We start from the raw sequence: 14,708 nt of genomic DNA on the forward strand, positions 1-14,708 counted from the left end.
CTCCAACACCATGGCTATTTTCCTGACCAAGGAAAGCAAGGTCATCGTCCAGGGGATGACCGGCGCCACCGGCATGAAGCACACCAAGCTCATGCTCGCCGACGGCACCAACATCGTCGGCGGTGTGAACCCGCGCAAGGCCGGCACGTCCGTCGACTTCGACGGCACCTCCGTACCGGTCTTCGGCTCCGTCGCCGAGGCCATTGAGAAGACCGGCGCCGACGTGTCCGTCGTCTTCGTGCCGCCGGCCTTCGCCAAGGCCGCCGTCATCGAGGCGATCGACGCCGAGATCGGCCTGGCCGTCGTGATCACCGAGGGCATCGCGGTGCACGACTCCGCCGCCTTCTGGGCGTACGCGGGCAGCAAGGGCAACAAGACCCGGATCATCGGTCCGAACTGCCCCGGCCTGATCACCCCCGGGCAGTCCAACGCGGGCATCATCCCGGGCGACATCACCAAGCCCGGCCGGATCGGTCTCGTGTCCAAGTCCGGCACGCTGACCTACCAGATGATGTACGAGCTCCGTGACATCGGCTTCTCCTCGGCCGTCGGCATCGGTGGCGACCCGGTCATCGGTACGACGCACATCGACGCGCTCGCCGCGTTCGAGGCCGACCCCGACACCGACCTGATCGTGATGATCGGCGAGATCGGCGGCGACGCCGAGGAGCGCGCGGCGGACTTCATCGCCAAGAACGTCACCAAGCCGGTCGTCGGCTACGTCGCGGGCTTCACCGCGCCCGAGGGCAAGACCATGGGCCACGCCGGCGCCATCGTCTCCGGCTCCTCCGGCACCGCCCAGGCGAAGAAGGAGGCCCTGGAGGCCGCGGGCGTGAAGGTCGGCAAGACGCCGACCGAGACGGCCGGGCTCGCCCGCGCCATCCTCGCGGGCTGAGTCCCCGCCTCTCCGCAGGGCACCACGCGCGTGGGCCCGCACCCTCTCCCGGGTGCGGGCCCACGCGCGTTCCTGAGCGGCAGGCGACCGTTCAGCGCGGTCGCGGCACGAGCCGCGGGGGACCGGTCACCGACTCGTGGCGGAGCTTGTCGCGCAGCACCTGGTCCTGCTTGCTCAGGCGCTGCGGACCGTTCGGCACCGGAACACCGCCGACCTGCTCGCCCGGCGACACCCGTGGCTGATAGTGCGTCGGAGCGGTGGCCAGGGTGAACCCCGTCGCCCCGATGATCAGCACGGTGAAGGCGATGGCCGCCCGCGTCCAGAACCGGGCCCGCCGCTCGCAGCCGGACCGTATGGCCGGCGCCTGTGCGATCGGGGGTGGTGTCACCTCCCGCACGAGCGCGCCGAGCCGTTCCTGAAGCACCTGTGTGTCGGTCAGCTCGGGCATCTGCGCGGCGACCGCCTTGCGCGCGTTCAGCAGCCGGTTGGCGGTGGCCGGGGTGCTCGCCTCGGTCTCGGCCGCCGTCTCCGGCAGATCGAGGCCGAGTCCGTCGTAGAGCAGCAGCGTGCGGCGGTACGACGCGGGAAGTCGCAGCAGCGCCTCGCGCAACTCCCGCTCCTCCGGCGGCTCCTGGTCGCGGGGGACCGCGTCGGGGCGCATGCGGGGGCTGCGCAGCCGGTGCCACGGCGACATCGCGTACTCGTACGCGGCGGCCCGCAGCCAGCCCGCCGGGTCCCGGTCGACCGCGACTTCGGGCCAGCGCGCCCACGCGAGATGGAAGGCGCGCTCGACGGACTGCTGGGAGAGGACGCGCTGCCCGGTGAGCAGATACGCCTGACGTACGAGGGCGGGCGCGGTGAACGCGTACAGGGCGTCGAAGGCCTCGTCGGGTGTGCGTGCCTCGAACCCGGGGTCGGGCGGGGTGGGCCAGTCGGTGTTGCGCACATCAACGGCGGGCGCGCGCGCCGCGGTCGTGCTCGCTCCCGTCGTGCTCGCTCCCGTCGTGCCCGCTCCGGTGGTGCCCGCTCCGGTCGCGCCGGCCGTGGTCTTGCTCGCTCCCGTCTTCCTCGCACCCGTCGTGCTTGCTCCGGTCGTGCCCTTTCCGGTGGTGCGTTTTCCGGCCCGGCCTCTGGCGGGTGTACTCGCCGAAGCCCCGTTCGTGGGCGCCGCGTTCGCCCTACGGCCGCGTCCGGCGGTGGTGGGCGTGGCCGGTGGCGCGGCGCCGGCCGTGGGCGCCGCGGCGGTCCTCGTGGTACGCACGGCTCTCGCGGCGGATGTGCCGCGGTTCCGCGCCGCGGACCGCTGCGCGGCGGCCTTCGCCGCCTCCCTCCTGGCCCGTTCCTCCAGCGCGGCCTTCTCCCGGAGTTCCGCGGCGATCCCGGCCAGCAGCTTCGCGTACAACTCCCCCTTGCGACCGCGGGGAGTCGTACGACCGGTCTCCCAGGACCTGAGCGTCGACCGTGTGACGCCCACCGCGGCGGCGGCCTGCTTCTCGGTCATCGGCTTCGACTCGCGCAGTCTTCGCCGCTGTTCGGGGGTGGGCAGCGACGGGCCGCCGGCCTTGGTGCCTCGGGCGGTGCTCTGCGTGGCCTTCTGCGTCATGTGGGACTCCCCGCAGCACGGTTCTGGGCGAAAAAGCACATAAACGTATATTGGGCGACACGGCGACTATTCGCCTGTTGCGCGAATTAGATGGGTGTCGTGGGCAGCATGAGTTCGTGACCCAATTGACCGAACACAGTGCGCCGTTGTCCTCGGCCGGGGCCCTTGAGCGTGGTAAGGCCGCGGCACTGACCTCCGCCGTTCTCCGTGGGGCCATCGCCGCGTGCCTCGGGCTCGGCGCCATCGCCGTGCTGGTGATGGCGATGTGGATCACTTCACCGTTCCCCGACAGCGGTGCGGACGGTGCTCTGCACATCGCGGCCGGGCTCTGGCTGCTGGGCCACGGCGTCGAGCTGATGCGCCCGGACACCCTCTCCGGGACCCCCGCGCCCATCGGAGTCGTACCGCTGCTCCTAATGGGTCTGCCGGCCTGGCTGGCCTACCGCGCCGCCCGCGACGCCCTCGAACCCGACGAGGGACGGCCCCAGCTCACCGGGCTCGGCGCCGTATGCACCGTGTCCGGGGGATATCTGCTGGTCGGCGGGGCTGCCGTGCTCTACGCGGGGGGCGGCGCGCTCACCGCGCACCCACTGCGCGCGGCGCTCACGCTGCCCGTGCTGACGGTGCTCTCGGCGGCGGCCGGGGCATGGACGGCGCATGGCTGTCCGCGCGTGCCGCTGCCCCAGCGGCTGCCCGGGGCGGTACGGAGGCCGCTGGCCCGTATGGTCTGGGCGCCCGCGGGACGCCGGGGGGTCGTCGTCGCGGGGCGGTCGGGGGTGGCGGCCTTCCTGCTGCTGGTGGGCGGCGGCGCGCTCCTGGTCGGCGCCTCGCTCGTATGGCACGGAGATCCGGCACACACCTCGTTCGTCCAGCTCGCGGGCGACTGGTCGGGGCGGGTCGCCGTGCTGCTGCTGGGGCTGGCCCTGGTGCCGAACGCGGCGGTCTGGGGCGCCGCTTACGGCCTGGGGCCCGGCTTCGCGCTCGGTACGACAGCGACGGCCACCCCGCTCGGGGTCGTCGGCCCACCCGCGCTGCCGTCCTTCCCGCTGCTCGCCGCCGTACCGGAAGGTCCTGGCACGGCGGCGAACTGGGCGGCGGCCGGGGTGCCGGCCGTCGCGGGGCTGGCGGTCGCGTGGTTCACCGTACGGGTGGCCGCGCCCCCGTTCGCGGTGCGGGAAGAGGCGTGGAGCGCACGCGGGACGGCGTTGACGGCGGCGCTCGGGGGTGTCGTGTGCGCGGGGCTGACGGCGGTGTTCGCGGGGCTCGCGGGCGGCCCGCTGGGGAACGGCAGACTGGCGGAGTTCGGTCCTGTCTGGTGGCTGACGGGCGCCGCGGCGCTGGCGTGGACGGTGACGCTCGGCGTGCCGACAGCGCTGCTGCTCCGCCTCTGGCGACTCCGGGAGCGACGTCTGAAGGACGTACCGGCGGCCGAACCGCTCCCCGCGACGAGGGCCCCGGCGGGGGCCGGGGCTCCGGCCGAGCCCAGGACCGGTGCCCTGGCCGAGCCCAGGACCGGGGCTCCGGCCGAGTCCAGGACCGGGACTGTGACCAGCTCCAGAGCAGGGGCAGGGGCCGGGAGCGGGAGCGGGAACGGGAGTGCCCAGTCCGGTGCTCCGGAGCGGCGGTCGCGGCGGCGGGCTCCCTGGCGGCGGGCTCCCTGGCGGCGGCTGAGAGGGCGGAGAGCCACGGAAGCGGCGGCGTCGGCACCCCGCGCCGCGTCGGAGGCGGGCGAGGCGATCGGCGGCCTGGACATCCTGGAGGCGGCGGAGGCCGGGGCGCGTACCGGCGCGGGTGGGGGCGCCGGGGGTGCGGGCGGTGCGGGAGCCGGCCGGCCGGAAGCGTTCGATCCGGACTTCGAGCCGTATGACTTCCTGCCGGCCGAGGCCTGGCATGAGCGCGGGGCCCGGGAGGCGCGCTGGGCCGCGTTCAAGGAGGTGTCGGGGGGTCTGATGGCCGATTGCCCAGCCACGTCACCGCCGCCCGGCGAGCGTCCCACCCCGGGCTCCCCGACCCCGGGCTCCCCGACCCCAGGCGCGACCACCGCGGGTCCGACCCCAGGCTCCCCCACCGCGGGTCCGGCGCCAGGTTCGCCCACCCCAGGGCCGGGGACGCGGGCCCCAGGGCCGGGGTCGCGCGCGCCGGAGCCGCCCTCCCTCAGGAAAGGCGGCTCCGATGCGGACGAAGGACCTGGGCCGGTTACTCCTTGACGCCGAAGACCGGCACCAGCGAGTCGGGCAGCAGATCGTTGCAGGAGAGCTGGCCCGTGGTCGTCAGGGCGTCGTTCAGGCATGTGTAGTAGTCGCGGTACACCAGCTGCACCGTGAAGGTCGTGGCCACGATCGCCAGCGCGATGACGGCTGTCACCAGCCCGCTCACCGCCGCGGTGGTCTGCGGCCTGTTCGACGCCGGGAGCGCGGCTCCGGACTGGCCGGGCCCGCCGAACGCCGCCGCCCGTCCCGCCTCTCCTGCCTGTCCCGTCCGCGTCAGCTGCGCCGTCTGTCCTGGCTGTGCGGTCTGTGCCGGGGTACCGGCCGACCGCACCGCCGCCGGGGACGTGCCGTCGGGTGCGCCGTCGGTGTCCGACGACGACGTCCTGGACTTGTTGCGCAGCGAGCTGATGCCCCAGTACAGCGCCAGGGCCCCGAGCAGCAGCGCGATCTCCGGGAAGTCGAAGAGCGCGAAGAAGAAGGCCCACATCCCGGAGAGCAGGGCGTAGCGGGCGCGGCGCTGGGCCGGGTCCGTCGGGTCCCAGCGCAGTCCGCCGCGGCCTCCGTCGGGCCCGTCCTTGCCGGAGCCCTGACCGTTCTGGCCGTGCTGGCCGTTCTGACCACCGGGACGGCTGCCGAAGCCGCCCGGGGAGCGGCCGGGCTGGCGGCTGCTCCACTGGCTGCCCCAGCCGCCCCGCGACTGGCCGGATCCGTCGCTCGACGAGTTCCCGCCGTGCTCGGGATGGCGCGGCTGCCACGGCTGGTCGGGCCTTCCCTCGGGCGGCGGCGCGAACGGATTGTCCTCGGCGGAGCCCGACGAGGACGACTCCGGCGAGCCGGAGCCCGCGGACTGCGGAGCCGGTGCCCCGGAGGAGCCCGGTGCCCCGGAGGGCCCGGAGGTTCCCGAAGGCCCGGTGGAGCCGGTGGAGCCGGTGGAGCCGGTGGAAGAGGACTGGCGTTCCCGCGGCAGCAGCACCGGCCCAGAAGGCGGCGGGAGGTGGAGCGCCGTGCGGCGGCGTCGGTCCGACATCAGGTGAACGTCTTCCCCTCAGACCCAGTGCGCGGGGGTCTTGTCTCGTGTGGCCCGCCCTGGAGACGAACCCTGTCCCCAGACGCTACCTCCCGGCCAAGCCCCCGTCCCGTGGGGGCCGCTTGGTGTGCCGGTATCGTTGCTGACGGTCGGCTTCTTCGTAGAGTTCCCCGTATCGGGGGACGTGATTCGTTCGTACGACCACACAAACCGTACGACGACTCAAGCAGAGTCAAGTCAAGCTGCCGCTCGCACAACGCTGTCGCAGAAAGGCGCCCGCCGTGGCCTCCCCGCCCTCCTCCGCCCGCCCGGCCCGGCTCGTGGTCCTGGTCTCCGGATCCGGTACGAATCTGCAGGCTCTGCTCGACGCGATCGGTGACGATCCGGTGGCCTTCGGCGCGCGGATCGTGGCCGTCGGCGCCGACCGCGGCTCCATCGCGGGTCTTGAGCGCGCCGAGCGCGCCGGGCTGCCCACGTTCGTGTGCCGGGTGAAGGACTACCCGAGCCGTGACGACTGGGACGCGGCGCTCGCCGAGGCGACGGCGGCGCACGAGCCGGATCTGGTGATCTCGGCCGGTTTCATGAAGATCGTGGGGAAGGAGTTCCTCGCGCGCTTCGGCGGGCGGTTCGTCAACACCCATCCCGCGCTGCTCCCCAGCTTTCCCGGTGCCCACGGGGTGCGCGAGGCGCTCGCCTACGGAGCGAAGGTCACCGGCTGCACGGTCCACTTCGTCGACGACGGTGTCGACACCGGCCCGATCATCGCGCAGGGCGTGGTCGAGGTGCGGGACGAGGACGATGAAGACGCTCTCCATGAGCGCATCAAGGAAGTCGAGCGACGCCTGCTCGTCGAGGTCGTGGGGCGTCTGGCCCGGCACGGCTATCGCATTGAGGGACGAAAGGTAACGATCCAGTGACCGCCGAAGGTACGAAGCGCCCCATTCGCAGAGCGCTGGTCAGCGTCTACGACAAGACGGGCCTGGAAGAGCTGGCCCGCGGGCTGCACGAGGCGGGCGTCACCCTGGTCTCGACCGGCTCCACCGCGGGGAGGATCGCGGCCGCAGGGGTGCCGGTCACCAAGGTCGAGGAGCTGACCGGCTTCCCCGAGTGCCTGGACGGCCGGGTCAAGACGCTGCATCCGCGCGTCCACGCCGGCATCCTCGCCGACCTCCGGCTCGACTCGCATCGTGAGCAGCTCGCCGAGCTGGACATCGAGCCGTTCGACCTGGTCGTGGTGAACCTCTACCCGTTCCGCGAGACGGTCGCCTCCGGCGCCACCCCCGACGAGTGCGTGGAGCAGATCGACATCGGCGGGCCCTCGATGGTCCGCGCCGCCGCCAAGAACCACCCCTCGGTCGCGGTCGTCACCAGCCCCGGGCGGTACGGGGATGTCCTCGGCGCCGTACGGGACGGCGGGTTCGACCTGGCGACCCGCAAGCGGCTGGCCGCCGAGGCGTTCCAGCACACGGCCGCGAACGACGTGGCGGTGGCCGCCTGGTTCGCGGAGGGTTACGCGGCACCCGACGACTCGGGGTTCCCGGACTTCCTGGGCGCCACGTACACGCGGAAGAACGTGCTCCGGTACGGCGAGAACCCGCACCAGCCCGCCGCGCTCTACACGGGCGCCGAGGGCGGTCTCGCCGAGGCCGAGCAACTGCACGGCAAGGAGATGTCGTACAACAACTACACGGACACCGACGCCGCGCGCCGTGCCGCGTACGACCACGCCGAGCCGTGTGTCGCGATCATCAAGCACGCCAATCCGTGCGGTATCGCGATCGGTGACGATGTGGCCGAGGCGCACCGCAAGGCGCACGCCTGCGACCCGCTGTCCGCGTTCGGCGGGGTGATCGCCGTCAACCGTCCGGTCTCCGTGGCGATGGCCGAGCAGGTCGCCGAGATCTTCACCGAGGTTATTGTGGCGCCCGGTTACGAGGACGGCGCGGTCGAGGTGCTGGCCCGCAAGAAGAACATCCGCGTGCTGCGCTGTCCCGAGGCTCCGTCCGCGACCGTGGAGGTCAAGCCGATCGACGGGGGCGCGCTGCTCCAGGTAACCGACCGGCTCCAGGCCGACGGTGACGACCCGGCCAACTGGACGCTCGCGACCGGCGACGCGCTTTCCGAGGCCGACCTGCGCGAACTGGCCTTCGCCTGGAAGGCGTCGCGCGCGGTCAAGTCCAACGCGATCCTGCTCGCCAAGGGCGGGGCGTCGGTGGGCGTCGGCATGGGCCAGGTCAACCGCGTCGACTCCGCGAAGCTCGCGGTGGAGCGGGCCGGTGAGGAGCGGGCGCGTGGCGCGTACGCCGCGTCCGACGCGTTCTTCCCGTTCCCCGACGGGCTGGAGATCCTGCTGAACGCGGGCGTCAAGGCGGTGGTGCAGCCGGGTGGTTCGGTCCGTGACGAGTCGGTCGTCGAGGCGGCGCGCAAGGCGGGCGTGACGATGTACTTCACGGGGACGCGGCACTTCTTCCACTGAGCCCCCCCGCGTCCCCCTGCCGACGAGGGCGGGGGGACGCGGAGGCGCGGAAACACCGGAATGCGGAAACACCGGAATGCGGAAACGCCGGAAGGCCGTAATCTCCCGCCGAACGGCGAGGATTACGGCCTTCATGTCATCCGGGTCGCGCCTGCGGGTCACGCCTGCGGGTGTCACGCCGAGGAGCGTGTCGGCGGACCGTCAGTGAGCGCGCTGACGGTTCGCTGACGAGGTGATGAGCTGATGAACCGTCAGTGGCGCGGACGCTGGAACCAGGCGGCGCCGTCCGACTTGCCGGCGAAGACGGCGATCAGGATGGCGAGAACGAGGTGCACGATGCCGAACACCGTGAACGGGTAGATGGCGAGGATGGCGGTCACGACGCCGAAGACGATGAGAGTGACACGGACGCCGTTCCCGCCGTTCTTGACCTTCGTGGCGAGGACCGCCGACAGCACCAGCCACACGAGAGCCAGCGCGCCGAGGGCGTAGAGAACGCCGCTCGACTGATCCACGAGGTCCTGGAACTGCGAGTCGCTCTGCAGCGTTTCGTTGTCCTTCGCCGCGTTGAGCGACGCCGCGGCGCCGAAGAAGATCAGCGTTCCGATCAGACAGAGACCGGAGATGACCCACAGCATCACGCGCGCGGCCTTCACCCCGCCCGGCATCTCCGTCGGGCCGCCCGGGAAGCCACCGCCGCCGTACGGCTGGACCGGCGGCGCCTGCGGGTAGCCGTAGCCGGGCTGCTGCGGCTGACCCTGCGGGTAGCCGTAGCCCGGCTGGCCCTGGGGCTGGCCGGATCCGGGCGGGGGCTGCTGGCCGTACGGGTTGTTGGGGTCGCCGAAGCTCATGGCGGGGTTCCTCCGTTGGTAATGCGGGGACGGTGCGACCCAACGGGGAGGAGGAACTTCTCAGAAGTGAGCGGTCTTCCCCCCGTCGATGGCCGCGTACTGCGCCCGTAATCGTGTTATCTACCTCTTATTTTGTCCAGTCGCTACGGATGGGCGTTGTGCAAGCGCAACCTCCCGCGATGCCCGTGACGGGGCGGGCGAATGCCCAGGTCGTCTCAGGACGGGACACGAATTGGAAGAGTGGAGGGGTCATCCGCGAGGATGGGGGTATGAGCGCCCAGATTCTCGATGGCAAGGCCACCGCAGCCGCGATCAAGTCCGATCTGACCGCCCGCGTGGCGGCCCTCAAGGCGCGGGGCGTCACACCCGGGCTCGGCACCCTGCTGGTCGGTGACGACCCGGGCAGCCGCTGGTACGTGAACGGCAAGCACCGCGACTGCGCCCAGGTCGGTATCGCCTCGATCCAGCGCGAACTGCCCGACACCGCCTCCCAGGCGGAGATCGAGGCCGTGGTCGAGGAGCTGAACGCCAATCCCGAGTGCACGGGCTACATCGTGCAACTGCCGCTGCCCAAGGGCATCAACACCAACCGGGTGCTTGAGCTGATGGACCCGGCCAAGGACGCCGACGGGCTGCACCCGATGAGTCTCGGCCGGCTGGTGCTCAACGAGACGGGGCCGCTGCCCTGCACCCCGTACGGCATCATCCAGCTGCTGCGCCACCACGGCGTCGAGATCAAGGGCGCGCATGTGGTGGTCGTGGGCCGCGGGATCACCGTCGGCCGGTCGATCCCGCTCCTGCTGACCCGTAAGTCGGAGAACGCGACGGTCACGCAGTGCCACACCGGCACCCGTGATCTGTCGGCGCAGCTCAGGCAGGCCGACATCATCGTGGCCGCCGCCGGGGTGCCGCACATCATCAAGCCCGAGGATGTGAAGCCGGGCGCGGCCGTCCTCGATGTCGGGGTCAGCCGGGACGGGGACGGCAAGATCGTCGGCGATGTCCATCCGGACGTCGCCGACGTGGCAGGCTGGATCTCGCCGAACCCGGGCGGCGTCGGTCCGATGACCCGAGCCCAGCTGCTCGTCAATGTGGTCGAGGCGGCCGAACGCGCCGTCGCGGTCGCGGACGCGGGCTGAACGGCGAGCCGAACCGGAACCGGAAAGGGGCGCCAGTGATGGGTGCTGGTACGAGCGCGGGCGACGCGGCGCGGTCGGGGCGCGGGACACGGCAGGCGTCGGAGGCCGACGGGCAGGCGGTCACGGAGCCCGTTTCCGCGACCGCCGCGGGCGTCGGCGGGGAGAGCACGGTGGCGGTGGAGCGTACGGCGGGCACGGAGACGGAGGTCACCGGCGCTGTGGCGGGAACGGGGAGCACGGGGCGTACGGCCCCCTCGGACCCGGACACGACCGGCACCCCGGACAGGACCGGCCCCGCTTCGGGCACGACCGGAGCCTCGGACACGGCCGTCACCCCGGACAGGACCGTCGCTTCGGGCATGACCGGCGCCTCTGGCACGACCGGCGCCTCTGAGCAGCGCGGCCGGCGCTTCTCGCTCACCAAGGACACCGCGCGGCCCGAGGGCGGTGGCCGGGCCGCGCCCTCGGACGCCTCGGCGCCCGCCCGGCAGTGGCCCCTGCTCAGTGTCCTAGGGACGATCGCTCTCGGACTGCTGGTCGTCGGCACGCACCCCTTCCCGGAGGCGTTCAGGGTCGGCACGATCCTGATCGGCATCGCCCTGATCGGCGGCGCCGTCCTGCGGCGCGTACTGCCCTCCGTGGGCATGCTGGCCGTACGGTCGCGCTACACCGACATGCTGACGTACGGCCTCCTGGGCCTCGCGATCGTGCTGCTCAGCCTGATGACGCAGCCCAAGCCGTGGCTGGAGATCCCGTTCCTGGAGGATGTCGTCCACTCGTCGGTTCCCTAGGTCCCACGGCGGCGCGTGTCACGGCGTATGACGGCGGCGGACACGGCCGTGGCGGACACGGGTACCACGACACCGTCGACAAGCGTCGAGGACCGGCCACCGTTCCAAGGCCCGCCCGGTGCCTGTGCACGGAAGTGACCATTCCGCCGTGGTGTGATCAACGGGCAACGGATGCGAGACTGTGCGGGGTTCGGTACGGGGCGCGCAACGGGGCGTGAAAACCGTCCCGAATGCTCCTGTGCGCTGTCGATCGAGGAACTGACATCCTTGCCCGGTGCATCCCTGTGGGTAGCCCGACATGGGTGGCCCGGCCTGGGGGCCCACCGCGGGAAGCGGCAGGGGGAGGGCACCGCCCATCGCCGGGGAGGGCGGCGGGTGGCGGGGGGTGACAGCACGGGGCACATCCACCACGTGCGGGGGGACAAGGGGGGGCAAAGAATGCCTCGTTGGAAGGCGCTGCCGGACGGGCTCGATCCGGAGGTCAGCGAGTTCACGAGCCAGCTGCGCGGGCTCGTCGACCGCAGTGGACTGAGCATCGCCGCCCTGTCCGACAGGACCGGCTACAGCAAGACGTCGTGGGAGCGCTATCTGAACGGGCGGCTGCTCGCGCCCAAGGGCGCGATCGTCGCGCTGGCCGAGGTGACGGGCACGCATCAGGGGCATCTGACCACGATGTGGGAGCTGGCGGAGCGCGCCTGGAGCCGGTCCGAGATGCGCCACGACATGACGATGGAAGCGATACGGATCTCCCAGGCGCGGTCGGCGCTCGGGGAGTTCAGCCAGCACCCGGCCGGTGGCTCCGGCAGGCCCGGCGGTTCGGGGGACCGGCCGGCCGGTACGACCGTCGACTTCGGTGTCGTGCGCGTGCCCGGGGCGCCCTCCGTACCGCAGCAGCGGGGTCCCGGCGGTCCGTCGCGGCCGGGTGGCCCGTCTCCGGCCGGGCCGTCGCCGACGGGTGGCCCGAAGCGCGGACGGCGAAAGCTGACGATCTTCGTGGCGGGTGTCGTGGGCGCGGCGCTGGTGGTCGCCGCCGCGGTCCTGCTGACCGATCTCGGTGGTGACGGCGGCGAGCGGGCCGTCGCCCAGTCCCCGTCGCCCTCGCCGTCCAGCAGCGCCCCCGTACTGCCGGCCGGGGTGAAGTGCGGCGGCGACGCCTGCACCGGGAAGGACCCCGAAGAGATGGGATGCGGCGGCGAGTTCGTCGAGACCGTCTCCAGCGCGACCGTCGGTACGGCCCTGATCGAGGTCCGCTACAGCAAGACCTGCTCGGCGGCCTGGGCGCGGATCACCCAGGCGGCGATGGGCGACGAGGTACGGATCACCGCGGGCGGGGAGACGAGCGGTCAGACCGGCGAGGTGGAGACGGCCACGAACGCCTACACCCCGATGGTCGCCTCACCTGACTCCGCGGGTGCCAAGGCATGCGCGACGCTCGCCTCGGGCGAGACGGGCTGCACGCCGGTGCGGTGACCCGGTCCCAGGGCCGCACCCCCGCCACCCCGAGAGGCCGCCACCACCCCGCACCGCCCGCAACGCCACGCCGCCGTGAGGCCGCCACCCGCCACCCGCCACCCCGTGAGGCCGCCGCGCCCCCGCACCACGAGGCCGCCACGCCGTCCCGCCCCTGTCGTGAGCCGTGCCACAAGGGTGCGTGGGTTCGGGGTGTCCCGGGTCGGATAGCCTGACCGCTGGATATCTCTTCACGTCAAGATTCAGTTCAGCGACGGGGAGATGTCCCCGCACCAGGGGCAGGGACCCCCACCGCCAGCTGTCTTACGGAGATCGCCATGACCCGCACTCCCGTGAATGTCACCGTCACCGGCGCGGCCGGCCAGATCGGCTACGCGCTGCTCTTCCGCATCGCTTCCGGCCATCTGCTCGGCTCGGATGTGCCGGTCAAGCTGCGTCTCCTCGAAATCCCCCAGGGCCTCAAGGCCGCCGAGGGCACCGCGATGGAGCTGGACGACTGTGCCTTCCCGCTGCTCAGCGGCATCGAGATCACGGACGACCCGAACGTCGCCTTCGACGGCGCCAATGTGGCGCTGCTGGTCGGCGCCCGCCCCCGTACCAAGGGCATGGAGCGCGGCGACCTGCTCGCCGCCAACGGCGGCATCTTCAAGCCGCAGGGCAAGGCCATCAACGACCACGCCGCGGACGACATCAAGGTCCTCGTCGTCGGCAACCCGGCCAACACCAACGCGCTGATCGCACGCGCCGCCGCGCCCGACGTACCGGCCGAGCGCTTCACCGCGATGACCCGTCTCGACCACAACCGCGCCATCTCGCAGCTCGCCGCGAAGACCGGCGCCGCCGTCTCCGACATCAAGCGGCTGACGATCTGGGGCAACCACTCCGCCACGCAGTACCCGGACATCTTCCACGCCGAGATCGCCGGCAAGAACGCCGCGGAGACCGTCAACGACGAGGCGTGGCTGGCCGACACCTTCATCCCGACCGTCGCCAAGCGCGGCGCGGCGATCATCGAGGCCCGTGGCGCGTCCTCGGCCGCCTCCGCCGCCAACGCCGCCATCGACCACATCCACACCTGGGTCAACGGCACGGCCGAGGGCGACTGGACCTCCATGGGCATTCCGTCGGACGGCTCCTACGGCGTGGAGGAGGGGCTGATCTCCTCCTTCCCCGTCACCACCAAGAACGGCGCGTACGAGATCGTCCAGGGCCTGGAGATCAACGACTTCTCGCGGACGCGGATCGACGCCTCGGTGCGGGAGTTGGCCGAGGAGCGCGACGCGGTGCGCGAACTCGGTCTGATCTGACCCCACTCGCCCCTTCCTCCCACTCACCACCCACCACTCACCACTTCCCCCGAACGCCCCCGGTTCTCAGCGAGTTCCGGGGGCGTTTTCGTGTGCGGAGAGCTGCCGGGATGCCGCAGCGCATCCGTGCGAGCTGTTGCGTACCTTCACTCGAATGTAGTACTTCTTATATATGAGCGAGCAGGTTCACAATAGGCTGGCCGTCGTCAGAGCCGAACGGAAGGTGTCCCGGCAGCAGTTGGCCGAGGCCGTCGGGGCCCACTACCAGACCGTCGGCTATATCGAGCGGGGTCAGTACAACCCCAGCCTCGACCTGGCGCTGAGGATCGCGGAGTTCTTCGACCTCCCCGTGGAGGCGCTGTTCTCCCTCGAACCCTTCAGCCCGCTCACGGACGAGGTCTACGGGAGGAAGCGACGATGACCACAGGACTGACCAACTACGACCGGCGGATGCACACGCTGATGAACAGGCGCGAGGGGCACCCGCTCTACGCGACGGCCGCCCGCAGGCGCGCGCTCGTCTGCGCGCATATCGCGCTGACCGTCATCTTCGAAGCGGCGTGGATCGCCGTGGTCTTCGCCGAGCACAAACGGTGGTGGCCCCTCGTCGTGCTCCTCGCGGCGCTGCTGCCATGGTGCGTGGCGACCGGCGCGATCAATGGCGCCACGCGCGGGCTGCTGCAACTGCGCGCCCGCGCGCTGGACGAACGTCAGCTCACGGAGCGCGACAGCGTCCTCGCGCGCGCCCATCGGTTGACCACGCTCCTGCTGCTGGCCGCCGCCGTCGGCTTCGGTTTCCTCGGCGGGCTCGGGGACGTACGGATGGAGGCGCTGGTCGCTCCCGTACTGATCGCGGTCCTGGTCCCGCACTGGCTGATGCCCATGTGGGTGGCCGGGCTGACCGTACGGGACGAGCCCGACGACGAGTGATCGGGGAAC

At 71.9% G+C, this 14,708-nt stretch carries 13 protein-coding genes; 10 read left to right on the forward strand and 3 right to left on the reverse strand.

Annotated elements, in window-relative coordinates:
• The first annotated feature begins 10 nt into the window (after nt 1–10).
• Nucleotides 11–895 carry a succinate--CoA ligase subunit alpha gene (sucD, locus tag ABTZ59_RS30970; protein WP_249948262.1) on the forward strand — a complete coding sequence of 295 codons (885 nt, stop codon included), beginning with the start codon at nt 11–13 and terminating at the stop codon, nt 893–895.
• Between the two features lie 91 nt (nt 896–986).
• On the opposite strand, the gene ABTZ59_RS30975 is transcribed toward sucD, so the two are convergent.
• Nucleotides 987–2,498, reverse strand: coding sequence for a helix-turn-helix domain-containing protein (locus ABTZ59_RS30975; protein ID WP_351420581.1), 1,512 nt, complete (start codon nt 2,496–2,498; stop codon nt 987–989).
• 116 nt (nt 2,499–2,614) lie between these two features.
• On the opposite strand from ABTZ59_RS30975, the gene ABTZ59_RS30980 reads away from it, so the two are divergent.
• Entirely contained in the window at nt 2,615–4,705 is a 2,091-nt protein-coding gene (locus ABTZ59_RS30980) for a cell division protein PerM (protein ID WP_351420584.1), read from the forward strand.
• Here ABTZ59_RS30980 and ABTZ59_RS30985 read toward each other — a convergent pair.
• On the reverse strand, nt 4,695–5,735 hold the full coding sequence (locus ABTZ59_RS30985) for a hypothetical protein (protein ID WP_351420588.1): 1,041 nt from the start codon (nt 5,733–5,735) through the stop codon (nt 4,695–4,697). The genes ABTZ59_RS30980 and ABTZ59_RS30985 overlap by 11 nt on opposite strands.
• Nucleotides 5,736–6,016: 281 nt before the next feature.
• Here ABTZ59_RS30985 and purN point away from each other — a divergent pair, with 281 nt between their 5' ends.
• A complete protein-coding gene (purN, locus tag ABTZ59_RS30990; RefSeq protein WP_351420593.1) occupies nt 6,017–6,652 on the forward strand; it encodes a phosphoribosylglycinamide formyltransferase in 636 nt (211 codons plus the stop codon).
• A complete protein-coding gene (gene purH, locus ABTZ59_RS30995) occupies nt 6,649–8,211 on the forward strand; it encodes a bifunctional phosphoribosylaminoimidazolecarboxamide formyltransferase/IMP cyclohydrolase (RefSeq protein ID WP_351420596.1) in 1,563 nt (520 codons plus the stop codon). The genes purN and purH overlap by 4 nt, the downstream gene beginning before the upstream one ends.
• A gap of 251 nt (nt 8,212–8,462) precedes the next feature.
• On the opposite strand, the gene ABTZ59_RS31000 is transcribed toward purH, so the two are convergent.
• The gene (locus ABTZ59_RS31000) at nt 8,463–9,062 is read right to left on the reverse strand and encodes a proline-rich domain-containing protein (protein ID WP_351420599.1); all 600 of its coding nucleotides are present in this window, start codon (nt 9,060–9,062) and stop codon (nt 8,463–8,465) included.
• Between the two features lie 269 nt (nt 9,063–9,331).
• Here ABTZ59_RS31000 and ABTZ59_RS31005 point away from each other — a divergent pair, with 269 nt between their 5' ends.
• The 6 genes from ABTZ59_RS31005 to ABTZ59_RS31030 all read left to right on the forward strand — a co-directional run bounded on the left by ABTZ59_RS31005 (nt 9,332) and on the right by ABTZ59_RS31030 (nt 14,699).
• Nucleotides 9,332–10,201, forward strand: a complete 870-nt coding sequence (locus tag ABTZ59_RS31005; protein ID WP_351420603.1) for a bifunctional methylenetetrahydrofolate dehydrogenase/methenyltetrahydrofolate cyclohydrolase — start codon at nt 9,332–9,334, stop codon at nt 10,199–10,201.
• A 38-nt stretch (nt 10,202–10,239) separates the two neighbouring features.
• Nucleotides 10,240–10,992, forward strand: coding sequence for a DUF3017 domain-containing protein (locus ABTZ59_RS31010; protein WP_351420606.1), 753 nt, complete (start codon nt 10,240–10,242; stop codon nt 10,990–10,992).
• Between the two features lie 438 nt (nt 10,993–11,430).
• Entirely contained in the window at nt 11,431–12,462 is a 1,032-nt protein-coding gene (locus ABTZ59_RS31015; protein WP_351420609.1) for an XRE family transcriptional regulator, read from the forward strand.
• Nucleotides 12,463–12,779: 317 nt separating this feature from the next.
• Nucleotides 12,780–13,769 carry a malate dehydrogenase gene (locus tag ABTZ59_RS31020; RefSeq protein WP_351420613.1) on the forward strand — a complete coding sequence of 330 codons (990 nt, stop codon included), beginning with the start codon at nt 12,780–12,782 and terminating at the stop codon, nt 13,767–13,769.
• 172 nt (nt 13,770–13,941) lie between these two features.
• Nucleotides 13,942–14,190, forward strand: coding sequence for a helix-turn-helix transcriptional regulator (locus ABTZ59_RS31025; protein ID WP_249948249.1), 249 nt, complete (start codon nt 13,942–13,944; stop codon nt 14,188–14,190).
• Nucleotides 14,187–14,699, forward strand: a complete 513-nt coding sequence (locus ABTZ59_RS31030; protein ID WP_351420618.1) for a hypothetical protein — start codon at nt 14,187–14,189, stop codon at nt 14,697–14,699. The genes ABTZ59_RS31025 and ABTZ59_RS31030 overlap by 4 nt, the downstream gene beginning before the upstream one ends.
• Nucleotides 14,700–14,708: the final 9 nt, after the last annotated feature.

It is taken from the genome of Streptomyces sp. NPDC094034 (assembly GCF_040303865.1).
GTDB lineage: Bacteria > Actinomycetota > Actinomycetes > Streptomycetales > Streptomycetaceae > Streptomyces.